General features: G+C 42.9%; 15 protein-coding genes and 1 pseudogene. 11 read left to right on the top strand and 5 right to left on the bottom strand.

What is annotated here, in order from left to right; all coding sequences use genetic code 11:
* Positions 1 to 330 precede the first annotated feature (330 nt).
* The 5 genes and pseudogenes from DP117_RS24155 to DP117_RS24135 form a co-directional block, all read right to left on the bottom strand.
* A pseudogene (locus DP117_RS24155) lies at positions 331 to 936 on the bottom strand (ATP-dependent Clp protease proteolytic subunit).
* Between the two features lie 291 nt (positions 937 to 1227).
* A complete protein-coding gene (gene clpP, locus DP117_RS24150; protein WP_169220778.1) occupies positions 1228 to 1884 on the bottom strand; it encodes an ATP-dependent Clp endopeptidase proteolytic subunit ClpP in 657 nt (218 codons plus the stop codon).
* 106 nt (positions 1885 to 1990) lie between these two features.
* Positions 1991 to 2323, bottom strand: coding sequence for a cupin domain-containing protein (locus tag DP117_RS24145; RefSeq protein ID WP_169220777.1), 333 nt, complete (start codon positions 2321 to 2323; stop codon positions 1991 to 1993).
* 236 nt (positions 2324 to 2559) lie between these two features.
* Positions 2560 to 3171 (bottom strand): SRPBCC domain-containing protein, encoded by a 612-nt coding sequence (locus tag DP117_RS24140; RefSeq protein WP_169220776.1) that lies wholly within the window; start codon positions 3169 to 3171, stop codon positions 2560 to 2562.
* Complete coding sequence (locus tag DP117_RS24135; protein ID WP_169220775.1) at positions 3168 to 3491, bottom strand: metalloregulator ArsR/SmtB family transcription factor; 324 nt, start codon at positions 3489 to 3491, stop codon at positions 3168 to 3170. Before DP117_RS24135 ends, DP117_RS24140 begins: the two co-directional genes overlap by 4 nt.
* A gap of 2364 nt (positions 3492 to 5855) precedes the next feature.
* Between DP117_RS24135 and aroF the strand changes: the two genes are divergently transcribed.
* The 11 genes from aroF (at position 5856) to DP117_RS24080 (ending at position 21596) form a co-directional block, all read left to right on the top strand.
* Complete coding sequence (gene aroF, locus DP117_RS24130) at positions 5856 to 6959, top strand: 3-deoxy-7-phosphoheptulonate synthase (protein ID WP_169220774.1); 1104 nt, start codon at positions 5856 to 5858, stop codon at positions 6957 to 6959.
* A gap of 125 nt (positions 6960 to 7084) precedes the next feature.
* Positions 7085 to 8794 carry an aromatic amino acid ammonia-lyase gene (locus DP117_RS24125; RefSeq protein WP_169220773.1) on the top strand — a complete coding sequence of 570 codons (1710 nt, stop codon included), beginning with the start codon at positions 7085 to 7087 and terminating at the stop codon, positions 8792 to 8794.
* A gap of 33 nt (positions 8795 to 8827) precedes the next feature.
* Positions 8828 to 10252 carry a cytochrome P450 gene (locus tag DP117_RS24120; RefSeq protein WP_169220772.1) on the top strand — a complete coding sequence of 475 codons (1425 nt, stop codon included), beginning with the start codon at positions 8828 to 8830 and terminating at the stop codon, positions 10250 to 10252.
* A gap of 262 nt (positions 10253 to 10514) precedes the next feature.
* A complete protein-coding gene (locus DP117_RS24115) occupies positions 10515 to 11924 on the top strand; it encodes a cytochrome P450 (protein WP_248277799.1) in 1410 nt (469 codons plus the stop codon).
* Between the two features lie 15 nt (positions 11925 to 11939).
* Complete coding sequence (locus DP117_RS24110; RefSeq protein ID WP_169220771.1) at positions 11940 to 13361, top strand: cytochrome P450; 1422 nt, start codon at positions 11940 to 11942, stop codon at positions 13359 to 13361.
* Between the two features lie 51 nt (positions 13362 to 13412).
* Positions 13413 to 14933 carry a long-chain fatty acid--CoA ligase gene (locus DP117_RS24105; RefSeq protein ID WP_169220770.1) on the top strand — a complete coding sequence of 507 codons (1521 nt, stop codon included), beginning with the start codon at positions 13413 to 13415 and terminating at the stop codon, positions 14931 to 14933.
* Between the two features lie 32 nt (positions 14934 to 14965).
* Complete coding sequence (locus tag DP117_RS24100; protein ID WP_169220769.1) at positions 14966 to 16774, top strand: ScyA-related TPP-binding enzyme; 1809 nt, start codon at positions 14966 to 14968, stop codon at positions 16772 to 16774.
* A 2-nt stretch (positions 16775 to 16776) separates the two neighbouring features.
* On the top strand, positions 16777 to 17919 hold the full coding sequence (locus DP117_RS24095; RefSeq protein ID WP_169220768.1) for a 3-oxoacyl-ACP synthase III family protein: 1143 nt from the start codon (positions 16777 to 16779) through the stop codon (positions 17917 to 17919).
* Positions 17920 to 18249: 330 nt separating this feature from the next.
* Complete coding sequence (locus DP117_RS24090; RefSeq protein WP_169220767.1) at positions 18250 to 19746, top strand: NAD(P)/FAD-dependent oxidoreductase; 1497 nt, start codon at positions 18250 to 18252, stop codon at positions 19744 to 19746.
* Positions 19747 to 20106: 360 nt separating this feature from the next.
* Positions 20107 to 20856 (top strand): PEP-CTERM sorting domain-containing protein, encoded by a 750-nt coding sequence (locus DP117_RS24085; RefSeq protein WP_169220766.1) that lies wholly within the window; start codon positions 20107 to 20109, stop codon positions 20854 to 20856.
* 68 nt (positions 20857 to 20924) lie between these two features.
* On the top strand, positions 20925 to 21596 hold the full coding sequence (locus DP117_RS24080; protein WP_169220765.1) for a PEP-CTERM sorting domain-containing protein: 672 nt from the start codon (positions 20925 to 20927) through the stop codon (positions 21594 to 21596).
* Positions 21597 to 21949: the final 353 nt, after the last annotated feature.

The raw sequence follows: 21949 nt of genomic DNA, 5'->3' as shown, positions 1-21949 counted from the left end.
CTATGTTTAGTTCTGTAAAAAACTGTCAAATGAGCTATTTATAAACCATTTGCTGACTTGACACGTTATATAGACAGGACTTACGCAAATTTATGAAAAAACGAACCGCATAGACGCGCAGCGGTGAGACAGCGCTGCAGGAGGGTTTCCCGACAGAGGCGACTGCGTTAGCGCAGCGAGACCGAAGGTCTTCCCCGAAGGGCTTCCCGCAGGGTAGGACGCAAAGGACACGTTAGCGCAGCGTGCCCGCAGGGCATAGGAATAAGAGTTTTAGAGAGTTCTTGCGTAAGTCCTAATAGATTTATTTTTCAACGCCGACTTACTTATAAATTACAATGGAACTGCTGTTTTCTGGATAATAGTGTCAACTAAACCGTAAGCTTTTGCTTCTTCAGCACTCATGAAAAAGTCACGGTTTGAATCTTGTTCAATCTGCTGTTTTGATTGACCAGTATTGGCGGTAAGTATTCTGTTAATTGATTCTTTGAGGTACAAAATTTCTCTGGCTACTACCTCAATTTCAGTTGCTTTTCCTTCAGTGCTTCCTGATGCTTGACGGATTGTAATTCGCGCATTTGGAAGAGAGTACCTTTTACCTTTAGTACCAGAAGAAAGCAAGAATGCTGCTGTAGCAGCCGCAGTACCAATGCATACAGTACACACATCTGTACGAAGTTGAGTCATAGCATCATAAACCGCGAATGCTGCTGTTAATAAGCCTCCAGAGCTATTGATATACAATGTAATATCTTTTTCTGGGTCTTCTGCATCCAGAAATAGCATTTGTGCTACAATTAGATTTGCTATATCTTATGTTAATTCTCCACGTAAAAAGATAATTCTTTCTCCAAGTAAACGAGAATAAATATCAAGTGGTCTCTCTCCTAATTGTGGTGGATGAATAACATTTGCAAAGCCAAGTTGAGAAGGGTTCATAGCTATTTTCTCCAAAGGAAAATTCGACAGCAAGTAATCTGCCCTAATTGTTAAGGGCATTTTTATATCAAAAGATTGTAATTTGCTTTTTAATTGTGTTGCATTTTGCCGGAAACTAAAGTCACTCAGTAACCGTAGGGTGGGCACTGTCCACAATGTAAAAATAAGGTTTTGAGCGAAGCCTAGGCAGTGCCCACCTTACAAAAATTGCAATAACGCAATTGGTGCATTCGGTGTGAGTATAGGTAATCTTAGACCACCGAAGGGAGTAAGACAAATTCAAAACAAATGTTAGCCTCCATTTAACTGATGTTTATCCATTGGAAAATTAGTTGAAGATTGAATAGAAGTGGGCGTTTTCAGGATAACGCCATCAATTAAGCCGTAAGCTTGTGCTTCTTCAGCACTCATGAAAAAGTCGCGGTCTGAATCAAGTTCAATCTTCTCTAATGATTGACCAGTATTCTCAGCTAGTATCTTATTGATTGTTGCTTTAGTACGCAAAATTTCTTTAGCTGCAACCTCAATATCAGTAGCGACTCCCTGGGCACCTCCTGAAGGTTGATGAATCATAATTCGAGCATTTGGCAGAGCAAATCTTTTGCCTTTTGTACCTGAAGAAAGTAAGAATGCTCCCATTGAAGCCGCAAAACCAACACAAACAGTAGAAACATCTGCACGAATTTGATTCATGGTATCGTAAACTGCCATTCCCGCTGTTACTGAACCTCCTGGACTATTAATGTACAAAAAGATATCTCGCTCTGGATCATCAGCATCAAGAAACAACAATTGTGCAACAATGAGATTAGCTGTTTCGTCAGTCACTTCACTTTTCAAAAAGATAATTCTCTCTGCAAGTAAACGTGAATAAATATCAAAGGCTCTGTCTCCCTTATCAGATGGCTGAATTACTATTGGAATACTGAATTGAGAAGAATTCTTCATAACGTTTGTCTCCCAAGAAATAGAGAATGGCAAATTAACCCAACTGTCAAAATAGCTAGCTAGGGTCTTTTCAAAAAATTATCTTTACCTTATTTCAAGTAGAAAACTACTCAAAAATTCCCATCTGACCAAGACGAATTGTCAAGATTTCGACAGATGTCATTGCCCTATGAGGACCATTTTTGGTGTTAGCAGGTGTAAACCAAAATGTACCTGTTGTGCATTCACGTCCACCTGTTTCGATAGTTCCACTAAGAACATAGACATACTCATCACAGGGATGAACATGAACTGGAATGACAGTACCAGCAGCCATTTGTAATTTATGGATTGAGCCTTGTGACACTGGTTCAGCCAATGACAGTATTTTTGTTCCTGGTAGTTGCTCAATTTCTTGCCAGTGTCCAGTATTTGTGTCAACAAAATTTTGCTCATTCATACATATTTAGCTCAAACTAAAAACTTATTTGACGAAAGGTTGTCATACTGCAAGCATTGACTTGAGGACAAGCAACAGAACCAGCAACTCCTATCTCCCTAACTTTTGAAGTTGCCAAGTATGCAGTGGTGTTTTGTCATGAAAAAGTAAGCCAATGAACAATGGCTTCACTCGTATTTATTTATCAAAAGAATTCTTAGCTCAATTCCCTGACAAAATTCCCTGACAAAAAATTTCTATTTTCCTTGTACAAGAACTTGCGGTAATACATGTTCAAGTTTGTACTCCCATCTGCTACTGAGATAGGAAGTAAGAATCACGCTAGTCGATGCTTGAAATTCCATACCTATCGACCAAGAACTGAGCAATTGATGTTCGCCACTCGTTTTGATTAAAGTTCTTGTTTGCAGGGCAGATGGTGATTTTGTCTGTAGAGCCAGTGACTTTCCATACAGAGCGCTTGTTGTGGTTTGCTCTTGCATAAACTCACCTTGCGACGGTTTTGGCGACTTAGTTACAGTGGTTTCCAAAATTCTATGTTCCAACCGCAACTGGGTACCGCCTTCTTGTGGTTCCAAAACCCAAGTGACAATGGAAGGCTTGGGCATGAATTTGTCTTGCCAAGTGTAAGAAAGCCGCTTTGGCTCATCTAATTCAATAACTTCGCAATCAATACTTTCATCTAGTCCTGGCAGTGTGGAGTCCTGAAATCGAAATTTATGTCCGACACGCGGCTCAAAGTCATTTTCCATCAACCATGCAGCCAAAGCACGACGGTTGGTGAGGACTTGCCAAACCCGTTGTGGCGGATGAGGATAGAAAACTTCTTTCTTCAAGTCTCGGATCATACATTTTCCTCCAGATAGTTGCTAAGGATATCCAGTTTTTCTTGCCAGAACTGTTCGTAATCTGCAATCCAGTCAGAAACTTGCTTTAAAGGCTCTGGGTTCAGCCGATATAGGCGTTGTCGTCCTGCTTTTCGCATCTGTACTAAACCAACTTCACACAGCACTTGCAAATGCTGAGAAATCGCTGGTAAACTCATGGCGAAAGGCTCAGCCAACTGTTTGACTGGTTGCTCACCAGCACGTAACTGATCTAATATCGCTCGTCTTGTTGGATCTGCGATCGCCGCAAAGACATCAGTACTGACAGCAAGTCTACTCATAGCGATTATGCATTTTGGAGCAGGTAAACTAGGCTAGCAGGCATTGTCAGTTCATCACTTCGTTGCTTGAAAAAGCAAAAATCTTCTCATTCATCCTCTCATTAGCCTCATCCAAATATTTAACCAAATACTTAACTATCTCGTAGTATAGATAAGTAAATGCTTAAATGTCAACTCCTTATTTTAAGAAATGTTACGAAGTTACGATATTTTGCGTAACACTAACCCACTGAAGCTGAAGTCTTACCAAAGATGTGGGAATAAAAGCCCAGAGTACCTGACGTTTGTTTACTGCATAAGTTTCATGAGCCATAACCTATTAAAGTTAAGTTGTTTATTTTTCAACCACCATGCTACACCTGTTATTGTGCTTCGCTACCGATGTCTATGGCACGCTTTGTGAACACGATGACATAGTCGATACTTTTCAAACATCCTAATCAGGATTTGACAACAATTTTCTACAGAGTGGGTGTTGTCCGCTTTATAAACTGTTGTAGTTTCATCATTTAAATCGCTGTAAGTTTTTTTCTGAGGCAGTGACAACAAAGAATATGCAGACACAACTTAATTATGTCTATTAACGTAAGTTGCTAATTAGTGCCCTCAAACCGTATCATTTTGATACAGAAAGTACATTTCCAAGTAATGAAAAATACTTGGTTGGAATTTTGTACTTAAAACAAGGCGCTTTTTGATAACTAGCAACTTGGGTTATTATGTGTTTCGTTGTTCTTAGTAGCTGCTTGTTGTATCTGACAATCAGCTAGTAAATGTATATGCTTATGGCGATTCGCATATTTTGTAGAAAAAAGAGAAAGACTGTCTTTTCTACACTTCATCAATTCTTCATCTTTTTTTGACATGTATATTTCTTTTTCAGAAAATTTACTCAGAGTATTGACAAACAAGAACTTTCTGTATAGATTTTAGAAAAGATGAACAATGCCAAATTTATCTTTTTTTGAACTCTCAACACTGATGAAAACCGAAAACTTTTAAGTTTTTATCAAAGCATAAGTTAGGAGTGCATGATGTTAATGAGCTATGCCACAATGGAAAGTTATTGGTCTTTAGTACCTGTAGTGGCAGGTATAAGTTTGTTGAACTCAAAACCCACCTCAATCAAGCTATTAACAGTTCAAAATAATAGAGAATATTGACGAAAGTTATTCTTGAGCAAAAATATTTCTCTATAGATAAAGCAAACTATAAATAGTTTGTTTTGGAAAATTGAAATGATTCATTGAACAGGCTTGAAAAAGATGTGTCAGTCAACTGTAGAATTTTGCAGAAAGTTGATTAACCATCAATGATAATTTGTAGATTCTAGCAATCTCAAGAAACACTCTAGAATTCTGTATAAAATTGTCATTGCTTATTTCAGTGCAACGAGCTATACATTACAACGTTGACTTCAGTCGATTTACAAAATTTCAGTCGTCATGAGTTCCTTATGACTGTCTAAAAGTCATGTGAGCCTTGCTGCTTTCAAATGTGTTCTCTATGAGCAGACTACACATTTGCATAGCTTGCTCAAAGAGTAAGCATCAAATATGCCTTGTAGACAGACTATTTTGCAATTCCTAGCTTCTCGAAAAGAAGACACAAAAAAGCCTTAAACTGACCACACAGCTATGCCAAATGTTTAGCAGGCATGATATCTTTAGCGTGTGAATTTTTCATGTGTGAGTCAATATTTGAATAAAGTGGACGGCTTGACTCATGATCTTAAAATGCAATCAATTTACTGTTTCCAAGAAATTGAAACTGTGAATATCCTGTAGGAAGCTAAGCCTGTACTCTAAGTTCTCGAATAGGAAAACTCAGTGTTTTTACCAAATGTATGAAAGATAGTCCTTGGATAGTAAAAACTAATCTTTTTTTAGAGATAAACGAAATATTGATTAGAAAAAATTATCTTTTATTTTTGCGTAAAACACCGGAACCGAAGTGATTAGTAATTAGAGACTTCCAAAAGGAATTATCCGACCAACTTCACAAGTTACTACTTTATGTGCATCTACCAAATCATGCAATATCAGTTAAGTGAACCACTCCAATTGTTCAACAGCATGAAAGGCGATCGCCTTCACCATTTTAATAGGCTCCGTCCAGAAAGCAGTTAATTTGATAGTATTCTTTTTCCTTTCCATCCACAAAGAACATAAATGTAGATTTTGCCTTACACCCATTAACAATATAGAAGGATGACAACAAGCTGAACTTCTGTTGCATAAGAAGATGAGGCATTTTACCTAATCAGATTTCTATCAAGGTGTAACTCCGAAATCAAACTGAAATCACTGAGTTTATATCAAGCACACACACGACTACTTGCAATCTCTAAAGAGGATTTGAACTATGATCATCATCATGAAGCCCGGCACAACGACTGTAGAAATTGAGCAAATCAGTCAAGAAATTCGCAATTTAGACATCATCCCAGAAATCTCGTTAGGTAGTCACAAAACAGTCATTGGGTTAATAGGCGATACATCAGAGCTTGATCCAAGACAGATTCAAAACTTGAGTCCTTCCATTGAGCAGGTTCTACGCGTGAAAAAGCCTTTTAAGCGGGCTTCTTTAGAATTTCGTTATGGTGAGCCAAGTGATGTAGTTGTACCAACACCAAATGGGGCTGTCACCTTCGGGCAAAACCATCCTCTAGTCGTCGTTGCAGGACCTTGTTCTGTAGAAAACGAAGAGATGATTGTTGAAACTGCCTTAGCAGTTAAAGCAGCAGGAGCACAGTTTTTACGAGGCGGAGCATATAAACCCCGGACTTCTCCTTACGCTTTCCAAGGTCACGGTGAAAGTGCTCTAGGCTTGTTGGCAAAAGCTCGTGAAGTGACAGGTTTGGGGATTATCACTGAAGTCATGGATACAGCTGACCTAGACAAGGTTGCAGATGTGGCAGATGTGGTGCAAATTGGTGCCCGCAATATGCAGAATTTCTCCCTACTGAAGAAGGTGGGAGCTGCTGGTAAGCCAGTACTTTTAAAACGGGGACTATCAGCGACGATTGAAGATTGGTTGATGTCAGCTGAGTACATTCTGGCAGCAGGCAATCCAAATGTGATTTTGTGTGAGCGGGGAATTCGTACCTTTGACAAGCAGTACACCCGCAATACCCTGGATATATCTGCAATTCCAGTATTGCGTACGCTCACTCACCTGCCCATCATGATTGATCCAAGCCACGCCACTGGCAAATCAGAGTTTGTGCAATCAATGGCAATGGCGTCAATTGCAGCTGGTACAGATTCCTTGATGATTGAAGTACATCCCAACCCAGCAAAAGCGCTTTCAGATGGACCTCAATCTCTGACAATCGAAGCATTTGAGCTATTTATGCAAGAAATAGCTCCTTTAAGCAGATACTTCGGTCGTTGGAATCAAAACCATAGCACCAGTGCAACTTTGCCTAAGTTTGCTCCAAAAATTTCTTCCACCGCGCGTATTTGAACAAGTTAATCATTTTTCTCACCAGGCATCTCCGAAAATAAGCATGAAGACTTTATCCTATATAGACTCAAGTTTGATTTTTGGAGATGTTTAATCAACCACTACAAAATCCAAGTAAACTTACAATGAAAAAAACAGCATCCTTTACCAAAAGCACAACTTCTCGTTTGTCATCTCCCCTATATGGGAGTTCAGAAAAAACCGTCGTTTTGGGCGAACAAAACCTGACAATAGAAGACGTAGCCAATGTTGCACGTCGTGGTTTCTTAGTACGTGTTACTGATAATGAGAATATCTTGCAAGGTGTTCAAGCATCTTGTGATTACATCCACGAAGCTGTAGAGTCAGGAGCGGCAATTTACGGTGTGACAAGTGGCTTCGGGGGTATGGCAAACGTCGTGGTTTCCCGTGAATGTGCGGCACTCCTCCAAAATAACTTGATGCGCTATCACAAAGTAGGAGCAGGTCAAAAGTTATCAAACGCTGATGTGCGGGCAGCAATGCTGTTACGAGCCAACTCTCACTTGTATGGTGCATCTGGTATTCGCTTGGAATTTATCCAGCGTATGGAAACGTTTTTAAATGCTGGTGTCACACCCCATATACATGAGTTGGGTTCAATCGGTGCAAGTGGAGATTTAACGCCTTTAGCTTACATCTGTGGGTCGCTGGTTGGTCTGGATTCCAATTATAAAGTTGACTTTAACGGTGAAGAACTAGACGCACCAACAGCTCTGTCTAGACTGAATTTAGAACCATTGCAACTACTTCCTAAAGAAGGGTTGGCAATGATGAATGGTACTTCAGTCATGACAGCCATTGCTGCTAACTGTGTATATGACACCAAAATTTTATTAGCCCTCGCGATGGGTGCGCACGCTCTCGCAATCCAAGGTTTGAATGGTACAAATCAATCTTTCCACCCATTTATTCATGAGCTAAAACCACATCCAGGGCAGAAAAAGGCAGCAGCACAAATGCTAAATCTGCTTGCAGGTTCACGCCTAGTACGTGAAGAGTTAGACGGTTCTCACGACTATCGCGGTGAACATCCAATTCAAGACCGTTATTCGTTGCGCTGCCTGCCACAGTATATGGGACCAATTGTAGATGGTATTGAAGAGATTGCCAGACAAATTGAAATAGAAATTAATTCTGCGACTGACAACCCACTGATTGATGTTAAGAACCAAGCTAGTTATCATGGTGGCAATTTCTTGGGTCAATACGTTGGTGTGGGAATGGATCAACTGCGCTATTACATTGGCTTGTTAGCTAAACATCTGGATGTGCAAATAGCCTATTTGGTAGCGCCAGAATTTAACAATGGACTGCCCGCTTCGTTAGTTGGGAACCAAGAGCGTGTTGTGAACATGGGACTCAAGGGGTTACAAATCACAGGCAACTCGATTATGCCTTTGTTGACCTTCTATGGAAATTCTATCGCCGATAGATTCCCCACCCACGCTGAACAGTTCAACCAAAATATCAACAGCCAAGGTTTTGCTTCTGCAAATTTAGCGCGTCGCTCAGTAGATATTTTCCAACAGTATATGGCGATCGCCCTCATGTTTGGAGTGCAAGCGGTTGATTTACGCACCTATGCAGTAGCTAACCATTATGACGCCCGCGACACCCTATCACCTGCAACCCGAGAACTCTATCTCGCCGTGCGCGATGTTGTTGGACAAGCACCTTCTGCTGACCGCCCCTACATTTGGAACGACCACGAACAAGCTTTAGACTTACACATTGCTCGCATTGCAGAAGATATTGCATCTGGCGGTCAGATTGTAGAAGCTGTTAACGACATCTTGTCTAGTTTTAAGTCATAGGCATTCCTGAATGAAGAAAGGACGTAAAGCAAGATGATCAAACAAAGTATCTCCCCAGTAATTCGTAAAGCTCCCCCAGGGCCACGCGGTCTCCCCATTGTTGGTAACTTTCCGCAAATAGCATCAAATCCACTCCAGTTTTTGACTCATGCTACGCGTCAGTATGGTGGCGTTGTCCACCTAGGAGCGATGGGTTTACAACAGCTTTACCTGGTCACTGATCCGGAAAGTCTGAAACATATGCTCTTAGAGAATACACAAAACTACACCAAAGGATCGAACTATCAGAAAGATGAGGCGATGACCGCCATCATCGGCAATGGTCTGGTCAGTAGTGAAGGCGAACTCTGGCGACGCCAGCGTCGTATGATGCAGCCCGCCTTACATCGTAAGCAGGTCGCAAATATGACAACCGTCATGACTGATATCACTGCCCAGATGCTTGAAGAATGGCGTCGTATGGAGAATGCTCAGCCAATCAACATGTTTAAACAGATGTTGTTGCTGACACAGAAAATCATTCTGAAGTTGTTATTGAGTCTTGAACCTGACAGTAAAGAAAGCGCTGAGCTGATTCGTGGTTGGAGTACCGCGTTTGACTTTCACTGCGATCGCGTTTGGTCTGTATTCAAACTACCTTTGAGCATTCCTACACCAAAAAACCGCAAGTTTCTCCAAGCAGTACGCACAGTCGATGGAATCCTCCAGCCAATCTTCCAGAAACGCCAGCAAAGCAACGATGATCCTAATGACATCTTATCAATGATCATGATGGCGCGTGATGAATCCGGAAAAGGGATGAGCGACCAGCAGTTGCGTGATGAAATCAGTGCTTTAATTGGTGCTGGGTTTGAAACATCAGGTACTTCGCTTGCTTGGACATTTTATCTGCTTTCCCAGTATCCAGCGGTAGAAGAGAAATTACACTCAGAACTTGCTACAGTTCTGGGTGGGCGAACCCCAACCTTTGAGGATTTGCCCAACCTGAAATATACCAAAATGGTTGTTGAAGAAGCGATGCGGATTTATCCAGCTGTCTGGATTAACAGCCGCAGCACCATAGGCGATGATGAACTCGGTGGCTATCATATCCCTGGTGGCTCGATGATCATGCTCTGTTCGTTTGTGACGCACCACCTCCCAGAGGTTTGGGAAAATCCTGAAGATTTTGTGCCTGAGCGCTTTGCGCCAGAACGAATCTTTGAGCGTCAGCGTCACGCATATATCCCATTCGGTGGTGGACCACGTCAGTGCATGGGCGATGTCTTTGCTTTGACTGAAATTCAGTTGGTTCTCGCCATGATAGCTCAACAATATCGTTTGCGCCCAGCACCAGGATATCAGCTCGAACTTGAGCCGAAGCTCGTACTGCAAGCACGCGGTGGTCTGCCAATGATATTAGAGCCACGTCCCAGTTTTGTTAAGCACTCCAGATTGGAGTATCCATCAAAAGTCTAAATTTGCTTGTCATTGTTGCAGTGAACAAGCAAGAAGATAACGAGGGCGTTCTTCATACCAAGTTGTCTTCAAATATGTAACTTATTGGAATTGTTAACTGTTGAGAGTTAACTTGAATTCTCAACAGTCTACCTCACCAAACCGATATGTTTACCTTATACATACAACTTGGTATCAAAAGAATAATTAAATCTCATCTGGTTAGCGCTATTTTTTTTAAGATATACATCTGATAGTAAATCCTTGATGAATAAAGGAAAGCATGATGATAAAACAAAGTATCTCCCCAAACATCCAGAAAACTCCCCCAGGTCCACGCGGTTACCCAATTATTGGCTGCTTTCCGCAAATGGCGTCAAATCCGCTCCAGTTTCTGACCAATGCTGCGCGTGAGTATGGTGATGTTGTTCATTTAGGGACAATAGGTCCACAACAACTTTATCTGTTTGCTCACCCAGACGGTGTGAAGCATGTCTTCCAAGATAATTATCACAACTATATAAAAGGTGCGAACTTTAAAGATAAAGATTTTACACTACTAGTAGGCAACGGTTTAATAAACAGCGAGGGTGAGGCTTGGCGGCGTCAGCGTCGCTTGATGCAGCCCGCTTTTCATCACCGTCAGCAGATTGCAGCAATGGTCACCCTCATGACCAAGGTGATTGAGGAGTTGATAGAACATTGGCGCAGCATGGAGAATGCACAGATCGATGTTGCAGCCGAAATGCTGGAACTGTCGCAGAAGATTGTGATCAAAGCATTGTTAAGTCTTGATCCCAACAGCAGCGAAACTGCACAGATCATCCAGGCGTGGCATACTGTGTTAGCTTTCCACACAGAACGCATTTGGGCTTTTCTCAAAGTACCTTTGAGTGTACCTACACCGAAAAATGTTCGGTTTCTGCAAGCAGTGCAGACAATTGACACAGTTGTGTACCAAATCATCCGGGAACGCCAACAAAGCAGCAATCACCCCGATGACGTACTCTCAATGCTCATGAGTGCGCGTGATGAGTCCGGTGAGGGTTTAAGCGATCAATTACTGCGCGACGAAATTGTAGCGTTATTTGTTGCTGGGTTTGATACATCTGCAACCTCGCTTGGTTGGGTTTGGTACTTGCTCTCTCAGTATCCAGATGTAGAAAGCAAGCTTCAAGAAGAACTTGCAACAGTCCTAGGTGGACGTACCCCTACTTTTGAAGATCTTCCCAACCTGAAATATACCAAAATGGTTATTCAGGAAACGATGCGGCTTTACCCAGCTGTCTGGATTTTAAGCATGACCAACATAGCTGACGATCAAATAAGCGGCTATCATATCCCAGCTGGTTCAATGATCGTGCTGAGTCCATATGTGACACACCACCACCCAGCTTTCTGGGAAAATCCCGAAAACTTCGAGCCTGAGCGTTGGGCACCGGAACGCTCAGCAAGCCGTCCACGCTATGCTTACTTTCCATTCGGTAGCGGACCACGTCAGTGCTTAGGTGATGTTTTTGTCACGACAGAAATCCAGTTGATTGTCGCTATGATATCCCAGCACTTAAGCCTAAAGCTAGTGCCCGGACACCCAGTCGAAGTTGATACAAGGCTCGCACTGCGATCGCGCCACGGTCTTTTGATGACATTGGAGTCACGAAAAACCCACGAATTCACATTACACACAAAGTAGAACAAGCAAAGTATAATGGTTAAAAACAATATATCTGCAAACATCTACAAAGCTCCCCCAGGTCCGCGCGGTCTCCCTATTATTGGCTGTTTTCTGCAAATGGCATCAAATCCGTTGCAATTCCTGACCAATGCTGCGCGTGAGTATGGTGATGTTGTCCACTTGGGAGCAATCGGTCCGCAACAACTTTACCTCATCGCTCACCCAGATTGTGTGAAGCATGTTCTGCAAGAAAATCCTCAGAACTACACAAAAGGTGAAAATTTTCAAGAAATGAAGCTGGTCATCGGTGAAGGCTTGGTGATTAGCGAGGGTGACTCATGGCGTCGCCAGCGTCGCCTGATGCAGCCGAGTTTTCACCGCCAGCAAATTGCAGCGATGGTCAATGACATGACTGCAACCATCGCCCAGATGCTAGAGCGCTGGCACCAAATGGAGCGCGGTGCAACACTTGATGCATATGACGAAATGCTTTTGCTGACGCAGAAGATGCTTCTGAAGACGACATTGAGTATCGACACCAGCAGCGACACCACCGAACTGATTCAAGCATGGAATACTATATATAAGTTCCTGAGCGATCGCCTGTGGGCTGTCTTCAAACCACCTATCAGCTTCCCCACACCGAAAAACCGTCAGTTTTTACAAGCAATAAACACACTACGCACAACCGCTAATCGGATCATCCAAGAACGCCAGCAAGGTAACGATGCTCCTAATGACATACTCTCAATGTTGATGAGTAGCCGCGATGAGTCAGGCGAGGGTTTGAGCGATCAGCAATTGCATGACCAAATAGTAGGACTATTCTCTGCTGGGTTTGAGACCTCTGGCGCAGTGCTAAGCTGGATTTGGTACTTGCTTTCTAAGTATCCCAGTGTAGAGAGGCAATTGCAAAAGGAACTTTCTACGGTACTCGATGGGCGAACTCCAACTTTTGAAGATTTGCCCAATCTAAAATATACCAAAATGATTGTCCAGGAAGCAATGCGGCTTTACCCAGGTGCTTGGGTCTACGCCCGCAATAACTTGAAAGACGACGTGATCGGCGGTTATCATATCCCAGCTGGCTCAATGCTCTTACTGAGTCCATTTGTAACGCATCGCCTACCGGCTTTCTGGGATAACCCCGAAGGGTTTGATCCTGAACGCTTCTCGCCAGAACAATCTGCTAATCGTCCACGGTATGCTTACTTTCCATTCGGCGGCGGCTCACGTCAGTGCTTAGGCGATATCTTTGCTTTGACTGAAATTCAGTTAGTTGTTGCAATGGTATCTCAACAGTTTCGTCTGAACCTGGTGCCTGAATACCCAGTTGAGAGAGCTCCACTACTCACTTTGCAAACACGCCACGGCATCCTGATGACATTAGAGCCAAGAGTAGACCTTGGTCAAATGAATCAACAAAATACTCAAAAGGCATTAATAACTCATTAACTTGTCGTCGAAGTAAGTAAATATCATTAAACGAAAAGAATCTTTTTGATTATGAACATCGCACATCACATAGAACGAGGTCATCTGTTATTTCCTGACAAAACAGCTCTGATTTTTGAGAATAAGTCTTTTACTTACAAACAGCTTAACCAGCTAACCAATCGTGTAGCAAATGGTTTACGGGGATTGGGAATTAACAAAGGCGATCGCGTAGCCTTGTTTTTGCCAAACATCCCAGAATTCATTATTTCTTATCTTGGAATTCTCAAAATTGGTGCTGTTGCTGTCTCAGTCAACGTGATGCTTAAAAGCGCTGAAGTTAGCTACATTCTCAATGATTGTGCAGCTAAAGCCATCATCACAACAGAGTTGCAAAGCGAACAGGTGCTAGAGGCAGACTTATACGAACTGCAACACATTTTGATTGCAGAAGGTCAAGCAAATAAGGGAATAACTTTAGCACAAGTTATGGAAAGTGCTTCAGAGGAAGCACATGCTGTGGAAATGGATCGCCACGCTCCTGCTAGCATTGTTTATACATCAGGAACAACTGGTTTCCCAAAAGGAGCTACCCTTTCTCACGGTAACATCGTTTCCAATATGTATTCCCATAATCGTTGCTGTGGAATGCAACCAGATGACCGATTGCTGCTTTCTCTACCACTGTTTCACTGCTTTGGTCAAAACGCTATTCTCAACGCTGGACTCAACGTCTGCGCCACCATTATCATGCAACGCAGGTTTAAGCTTGAGCAGGTTCTTGAGGCTATCAGCACCCATCAGGTCACAATGTTCTTTGGTGTTCCGACAATTTTTATAGAACTGCTGAATACAGACATCTCTTTTGAAAATCTTCAAAGCTTGCGTTATTATTTCTCAGCAGCAGCACCCATGCCCGCTGAAATTGCACAGAAATGGCTAGATAAATACGGAAAAGTCATTCATGAAGGGTATGGTTTGACGGAAACATCACCATGTGCTTGTTACAACCATGACCTGAAATATAAAGTTGGTTCCATTGGAACTCCGATTGAAAACGTGGAAATGAAAATTGTTGATGATTATGGTCATCAAGTACAACCTGGCGAGTCGGGTGAGATAGTCATTAAGGGACCAAACGTCATGCTTGGTTATTGGAATCGCCCATTTGAAACTGCTGAAGTGATTAAAAATGGTTGGTTTCATACTGGCGACATCGGTCGCGTGGACGAAGATGGCTTTTTCTATATCGTTGATCGCAAAAAAGATATGGTCAACGTTTCTGGATTTAAGGTCTATCCAAGTGAAGTAGAAAATGTTATCTATCAACATTCCGCAGTTGCTGAATGTGCAGTCTATGGCGTACCTGATGATTTGAAAGGAGAGAGAGTCAAGGCAAACATCGTACTTAAGGCTGGTCACGCACTCACAGAAGAACAAATCATTGAATTCTGTTCTTTGAGGATGGCAACTTACAAAGTCCCCCGCATCATTGACTTCGTGGATTCACTTCCTAAGAACCCAACAGGTAAAGTCCTGAAGCGAGTTTTACGAACAGAATCAACACCGCACTTAGCTACTGTCACTAACTGATTAATAACTTCAGAAAAAAAAGAGGTTTTTCTATGAGTCCTACTAATACCAAATCCAACTATACCTCAGTTGAGTATTCTGCTGGTTCTTCTATTTTCTCGCCGCCTACAGATTCCTCACCATCCACTCATCAACAGTCTAGCCAGTTAGAAGCACCACAACAGACAGTTGGAGAAGCTGTGGTCAAAGTTCTCGAAAATCTCGGAGTGCGCCATGCTTTTGGTATCTCTGGGGGAGGTATCGGGCCACTTTGGGCAACATTGGATCGCAGTTCAATTGAAGTCGTTCATTTTCGCCATGAATCAGGAGCGGCTTTTGCAGCTTGCGAAGCTCATTTTGCAAGTGGTCGTCCTGTCGTGGTGTTCACGACTACAGGACCTGGCATTACAAACGTAATCACTGGGCTTTTCGCCGCACGAGGAGATGGAGCAAAGGTCATTCTTTTGTCCGCTGCAACTCCTTCTGGAAATCGCGGTCGTTGGGCTTGTCAGGAAACAAGTGCTCACACGATGCCAATTTCAGGTATTTTTACCTCAGGTCCACTGTTCAATTATGCAACGACTGTAGAATCTGGCGATGAAATCCCAGAAATTTCTCGCAGACTTGCTCTTGGGTTAGCACAACCAGGGGGTTTTGTCGCCCATATTAGTATCCCAACCCCTCTTCAGATGACGCCACTCAAAGCACAATTTTCACAGCCAGAGTTTTCTTATTCTGTACCAACTGCTGGTGAAGAAGCGATCGCCGAATGTGTGCGGTTGTTCTCAGAAGAATCCTTTGCGATTTGGGTTGGCTTTGGTGCGCGACACGCTGCACAGGAAATCCTTGAGTTGGCTGAGAAAACAGGCGCAGCGGTGATGACATCACCCCGTGGTAAAGGCATCTTTCCAGAGAATCATCCCCAGTATATCGGTGTCACAGGCTTTAGTGGACATGAATCTGTTTTGAAATATATGCAGGAAAAACGTCCGCAGCGCATCCTAGTCTTAGGAACACGCCTGGGTGAGCCGACTTCATTCTGGAATCCGTTGATGGTTCCTGCTAGTGGGTTTGTTCATGTGGATATCGATCCGGAAGTCCCAGGAGTGGCTTATCCATCAGTACCAACTTTCTCTATCCACTCTGAAGTCAAATTGTTTTTGACAAACCTGCTCAAACAGTTGCCAAAGCGCTTGAATTGGTCACCGACATCAACATTGCCTCATCCTGAAAGCAATGCGATCGCTCCACACACACATGGCTTAGTGCGACCTGATGCACTGATGAATGCGATTCAACAGTTCATTGTTGAACAAAGCGATGCTCTAGTCATGGCTGAGGCGGGTAATTCCTTTGCTTGGGCAACAAATTTGCTGCGATTTACTCAACCAGGTCGTTACCGTATCAGTACTGGTGTCGGGGCTATGGGTCATGCTGTCACCGGGGTTGTAGGTGCTGCGTTGGCACGAAATAGCAAAGTCGTCGCCATTGTTGGGGACGGAGCAATGCTGATGAACAATGAAATCAGTACAGCTGTAAGATTTCAGGTTCCCGCTGTGTGGATTATACTGAACGATGGACGCTACAATATGTGCGCCCAAGGGATGTCGTTGCAGGGATTCAAAGGTGTGGATACGACGATCCCAACTGCAGATTTTGCCATGTACGCCAAAGCTATGGGAGCGGATGGTGTGCGTGTGGAAACAGAGTTAGACCTAGAACTAGCGTTAAAAAAAGCAATGTCATCAACAGTTCCATTTGTTGTTGATGTGACCATTGACTCCTCCCGACCTGCACCAATTGGAGGTCGTATTCGGAGTTTGATCAAACAAGGTGCCATTTTAGAATCAAAAGGAGAATAATCATGAAATTATGTCCAGCAGGTATTCGTGCAATCTCAGTTAAGTTTCCCAGCATCATTCGCACCAACGATTACTACAGAGAAAATTACCCAGAGTTGATAGCCCGAGCTGAGCAAAAAACTTTAGCAAAGTTGTTTGTGCCTGACAACTCCACAATTCACAACGACGATGACATCTGGTCACAAGAGGTAGCGCCGTATATGTCAGACCCCTTCCGGGGTACTGTTGAACGGCGAGTCGTCGCTCCTGATGAAACCTCGCTATCGCTGGAGTATGGTGCAGCTATCGATGCTCTTGAGGCGGCAAAGCTTTCCCCCGATGACATTGACCTTATGCTTGTCACCTCCTTGTTTCCAGAGCAAGTCACACCAGGCAATGCCGCTTTCTTAGCTGGTAAACTAGGGCTGCAAGGTGCAGCATGGAATATTGAATCAACCTGCACTTCTGCATTGGTTTCGCTCCAGAGTGCTTGTGCATTAGTGCAAACAAGACAGTACCGTAATGTGCTGGTGGTCATTTCTACGACTTACTCTCGCTATACCGACGAAAATGATACTCTCGCATTTTTATCAGGCGATGGTGCAGGAGCATTTGTGGTAAGTAGGCTTAAAGAGGATCAAGGAATTCTCGGTACCAAAATAGCGAATACCGCCGTCACCTGTGGTGCTTTCTACAATGAATTCACGACCGATGAGCAAGGCAATGTCAAGATGTTCATCCGGGGCGGTAAAGGTGTAAGCAAGATGTTCAACGAGACGACAGTGAAGTTTATTCGTCTGTGCTGTCATGGGGCGATCGCTGATGCTGGTCTAACTTTGGGTGATATCGACTTTTTTGTTTTCAATACACCTAGTGCTTGGTATTCAAGAGTTTGCACCCGTGCATTAGGCATCGACTCAGAGCAGACAATCAATATCAATCCTTTGTATGCCAACATTGGGCCGACGTTCCCTGTTGCTAATCTTTACCACGCTGCACACGCAGGCAAAATCAAGGAAAACGATGTGGTTCTTGTCTACACAATGGGTTCATCATCTAATGCAGGTGCTAGTGTAATGCGCTGGGGTGACGTTGCACTCGGATCTGCTCCTGCTCCCTCAATTAGTATTTCTCAACAGGAGAATAAAATTCTCATTCCTCGTTAGCTAGGTGTTTGGAGATTAGGAACTGGGGATGTTCTAATCCCTTGCTCCTAACCTTTACTTAACGAGTAGCACAAAAAAGTTTTGTTCCCTATTATTTAGACTCTAAAAGAGTTTTTTTATGAAGATAATACAGATAAGGGCACGGATGCCACCTATTAAAACTCTTTTCTAGAGAGTTGTCTTTGGAATAAGTGAATCCACCCTGACACCAAACTTCGGTAATAGCTGTGAAAGTTTTAAAACAGCGCAACTAAGACCGAGGTGTTCTTAAAATAATCAGTTTTTACCAAAATTCATTCACAAAGCTGTATTCTATTGAGGAAAACAATCATGTCTACACAACTACCTAGTTCTACACAAGTCCTAGTTGTCGGAGGCGGGCCTGCTGGATCTACTGCGGCTACTCTCCTTGCCCGCCAAGGGTTTGATGTCACTTTAGTCGAGAAGGCAATCACACCCCGTTACCATATCGGCGAATCCTTATTGCCCGCAGCTTTGGAAATGTTCGATCTATTGGGTGTGAGAGAGAAAGTAGAATCTTATGGGTTCCAGCAAAAAGAGGGAGCATACTTTGTGTGGGGACCTCGGCAGTGGGGACTTGAGTTTCAAAGACTACTTGATAAGTACACTTTCCAGGTTCGTCGCGGTGAATTTGACAGGTTGCTTTTAGATCACGCCACAAGTCTTGGAGTTAAATTTTTTGAAGGAATCGAGATTCGCAAGCTATCTTTTGATGGCGATCGACCAACCAGTGCTACTTGGTCTTCTGTAGATAATTCTGGAGAGATTTCCTTCAACTTTTTAGTTGATGCATCAGGCCGATATGGTTTGATGTCAACACAATACTTGCATAACCGACGCTATCATAAGGAATTCCAAAACATAGCGATTTGGGGATATTGGAAGAATGCAGACTTTTCCAAAATCTGGCCTGAAAATGCCACTGTCAGTGCTCGTACTAATGATGGTTCTGGGTGGATTTGGGCAATTCCCTTGAGTGACGGTACCTTGAGCACTGGTTTAGTCATGAACAAGGAAATTTACAAGCAAAGGAAATCGCAAGCAAGCTTGGAAGAAATTTATGCCGAGGGAATAGCTGACACCCCGTACGTCACCGATTTGGTGTCAACAGCAGAATTAGTCTCACCAGTCAAGGTTGAACAAGACTACTCCTACTCTGCTGAGAAGTTTGCTGGTCCTGGCTACTTCATGTTAGGAGATGCCGCATGTTTTCTAGATCCACTGCTCTCTACTGGAGTGCATTTGGCATTTTTCAGCGGTATTTTGTCTGCAGCTTGTATAGGAAGCATACTGCGAAATGAAGTCACAGAGGAAAAAGCTTATTCTTTCTATGATCAAACTCACCGATTCCACTACTTGACTTTGTTGATCTTTGTATCTTCTTTCTACCATATTACCACCAAACCTGAGGATATGGACATGGATGCCGATCCCTCCGCTGGACCTAGGCGCTTTATTGCTGAAGTAGAAGACTTACAGACAGCTCAACCCCATATCCGTGATCTTGTGGCAGAACATATGGTGGAACTCTTAACCAAAGCAGAGCAAGGTGTTCGACTGATGGTTGCCGAAGAATTGGCAGGTACAGCTAAAGTTGCTGCGGAATTAGATCCAAAGCATCAAGCAGTGTTCTTGCAGTTGTGGAGAGGGGTATTTGGATACCTACCAGATTTTGAAGGTTTGCGTCTGATGACTCAACCTGAATTAAAATTAGTCCCAGTCAACGAAGATATTACCCCAGCAATAACACTAGATACGGTTTTATCTGAAGAGTACTACTCTCAACCAGCAGAGGCAATGGCATAGGTGAACTAATTCTTGAAGAAGACTAAAGCGATTTGTGAAGTCTTTTGAATTTTTTCAAAGGCTTGTGCATAGAAATCGTACCATTTTTTCAGAGATACCATTTCGCTTTATTGTTGTCACATTTACAATTCCTTATCTACGCAGTTTCCTCTGGTTGCAGCGAAATAAAAAGAAGAGGAGAGTTTGTAACATTCATAAATCGAATTGGTGATCACAGCGAAGAATTCGAGTCTTAGGTCATTAAATCCTTAGTTTTTCGCAGTTCTTCGCTTTTACCTTGATTTCCTTTTTTGAAGGTAATAAAGGTTACAGAAAATGACATAATAAGAGTTACAAATATCAAGCTGATTTAAGCAGAAAATGCAGTATCAGCAACGATTATCAGCCAATAATCTGTTTGTAGTGTTTGTGGAGATAACTGAAATGGCTCTGTTGAAAAAACTATCGATGGCAGCTGCTACCAGCGTCGCTGCATTTTTATCGCTAGGAACGCTTGGCAGCAATCCAGCCCAAGCTGCCCTGTTTAAATACAGCTTTGAGGGTGAAGGAGCAAGCGGATACTTTATCTATGACACTGATACAGTCGGATACCAACCTCTCAACACTGATTATCTTCGTGATTATGATGGCTCTGTTACAGAGTACTCTGTGACTTTTCAAGGAGATACAGGAGAAATTACGGAGACAGGAAAGAGGGGAACACAGAGCCAGATCAGCGATGAGGCAAGAACTGTTGTTTTTATTTCACGCCCTGGAAATATTGGCTATGACGGTAACAATGAAGACGACTTTATCTTTTACATACCGAAAGCTCTGCGTGATGGACAATACGGATTATCAGTTCGCTTTAGTTACCCAGAAGGAACCTTTCCCAGTGGTGATGCGAATACTCAACCAACAAGTTTTCCCAGCACGGTAAGAGCAAGAGCTTACCCATACTGGGACTTTCCGAATTCAACGGGAGACGCAGCTTTTGACGGAACTGTATCTGTCCGAGTAGAGAAGATTCCTGAGCCAGCATCATCGCTGGCATTTTTGGTAGTAGGGGGAGCTTTGTTCATCCTCTATCGTCGTCAGCGCAAATCAGCAGTACCTCAAGAGAACAGCTAGGATTTCAACTTAGCCGACTCTCAGTCACTAAAAATTTTGCAAACAATCATTTTGTAGACATAACTCAAATGGCACTGTTGAAAAAACTATCGATGACTGCTGTAACCAGCGCGGCTTGTGTAGTACTAGGAACCTTGATGAGTGATCCTGCTCAAGCCGCCCTGTTCAAATACAGCTTTGAAGGTGAAGGAGCAAGCGGTTACTTTATCTATGAAACGGAAACTCCCTCAAATCCAGATTACGCCGCAGCATCAGACACCACCTTCAACCTTTATCCTGACGCAGTTGTTGAGTATAAAGTTGACCTAGGCGAGAAGGGCGTTTTTCAGGGAAGCACCGGTGCGGCTAATGTTTTCTTTGCTCGCTCGGATATAAGCTCAAGTATTCCTCCTGAACAAGAATCTGACGTTTTGGAATTGCAGATTTTTGGTCCTGATCGACAGCCACAGTCCAACTACACTTTCTTGGCTGATTTTTATTACCCAAAGGATTCATTCGGCGGTTCTACTAAGCTACCGACTAGTGTACCAAGCACTGCACGCCTGGAAGTCCAACCAAATGCGACGGCTACAAATAGAGGTGAAACATTATTTACAGGAACTGTGCAAACCCGGCTTGAGAAGATCCCGGAACCAGCATCAGTGTCTGCATTGTTCGGAGTCAGTGCTTTGTTCCTCTTGCGTCGTCGTCAGCGCCAACAAACACCACTGCAAGTCTCAATTCAAACTTGTAGCAAATAATTTTTTCTGAATTGCTTTGATCTCTATTCAAAGCATTCATAATCAGTGACCATTCGTGACGTATCAAAATAATATTGCTTTTGTCAATTAGAAAATATGTTGAAAAAGAAGTCAAAAACTAGGTATAAAACTAAGCTTTGTACTGTTTGAGCAGCAGAAAAGTGAATGATGAGTACAAACATTACGCAATCACTAACCCAAAAACTATGTTTTCTGCTACGGTTTTTAGCAAATTTTTCAATCTTTAGGTATATTGACAAATGCAATAACCTTAATCTGTCACTCATGAGCAGTGACAGATTGTTCAGGTTTCCTGAACTGATTCACTTGATTTGCAAACTCAATGTTATTAA

This window comes from Brasilonema sp. UFV-L1, assembly GCF_012912105.1.
Lineage (GTDB): Bacteria > Cyanobacteriota > Cyanobacteriia > Cyanobacteriales > Nostocaceae > Brasilonema.
Note: the sequence above shows the minus strand (reverse complement) of the source record. Positions and strands in the feature narration are given on the sequence as shown.

Excerpts from the sequence above, each read along its gene's own strand:
- DP117_RS24140 (WP_169220776.1), bottom strand. The coding sequence starts at position 3,171 with ATGATCCGAGACTTGAAGAAAGAAGTTTTCTATCCTCATCCGCCACAA.
- aroF (WP_169220774.1), top strand. The coding sequence starts at position 5,856 with ATGATCATCATCATGAAGCCCGGCACAACGACTGTAGAAATTGAGCAA.
- DP117_RS24095 (WP_169220768.1), top strand. The coding sequence starts at position 16,777 with ATGAAATTATGTCCAGCAGGTATTCGTGCAATCTCAGTTAAGTTTCCC.
- DP117_RS24115 (WP_248277799.1), top strand. The coding sequence starts at position 10,515 with ATGATGATAAAACAAAGTATCTCCCCAAACATCCAGAAAACTCCCCCA.
- DP117_RS24135 (WP_169220775.1), bottom strand. The coding sequence starts at position 3,491 with ATGAGTAGACTTGCTGTCAGTACTGATGTCTTTGCGGCGATCGCAGAT.
- DP117_RS24110 (WP_169220771.1), top strand. The coding sequence starts at position 11,940 with ATGGTTAAAAACAATATATCTGCAAACATCTACAAAGCTCCCCCAGGT.
- DP117_RS24090 (WP_169220767.1), top strand. The coding sequence starts at position 18,250 with ATGTCTACACAACTACCTAGTTCTACACAAGTCCTAGTTGTCGGAGGC.
- DP117_RS24145 (WP_169220777.1), bottom strand. The coding sequence starts at position 2,323 with ATGAATGAGCAAAATTTTGTTGACACAAATACTGGACACTGGCAAGAA.
- DP117_RS24085 (WP_169220766.1), top strand. The coding sequence starts at position 20,107 with ATGCAGTATCAGCAACGATTATCAGCCAATAATCTGTTTGTAGTGTTT.
- DP117_RS24105 (WP_169220770.1), top strand. The coding sequence starts at position 13,413 with ATGAACATCGCACATCACATAGAACGAGGTCATCTGTTATTTCCTGAC.
- DP117_RS24125 (WP_169220773.1), top strand. The coding sequence starts at position 7,085 with ATGAAAAAAACAGCATCCTTTACCAAAAGCACAACTTCTCGTTTGTCA.
- DP117_RS24120 (WP_169220772.1), top strand. The coding sequence starts at position 8,828 with ATGATCAAACAAAGTATCTCCCCAGTAATTCGTAAAGCTCCCCCAGGG.
- clpP (WP_169220778.1), bottom strand. The coding sequence starts at position 1,884 with ATGAAGAATTCTTCTCAATTCAGTATTCCAATAGTAATTCAGCCATCT.
- DP117_RS24080 (WP_169220765.1), top strand. The coding sequence starts at position 20,925 with ATGGCACTGTTGAAAAAACTATCGATGACTGCTGTAACCAGCGCGGCT.
- DP117_RS24100 (WP_169220769.1), top strand. The coding sequence starts at position 14,966 with ATGAGTCCTACTAATACCAAATCCAACTATACCTCAGTTGAGTATTCT.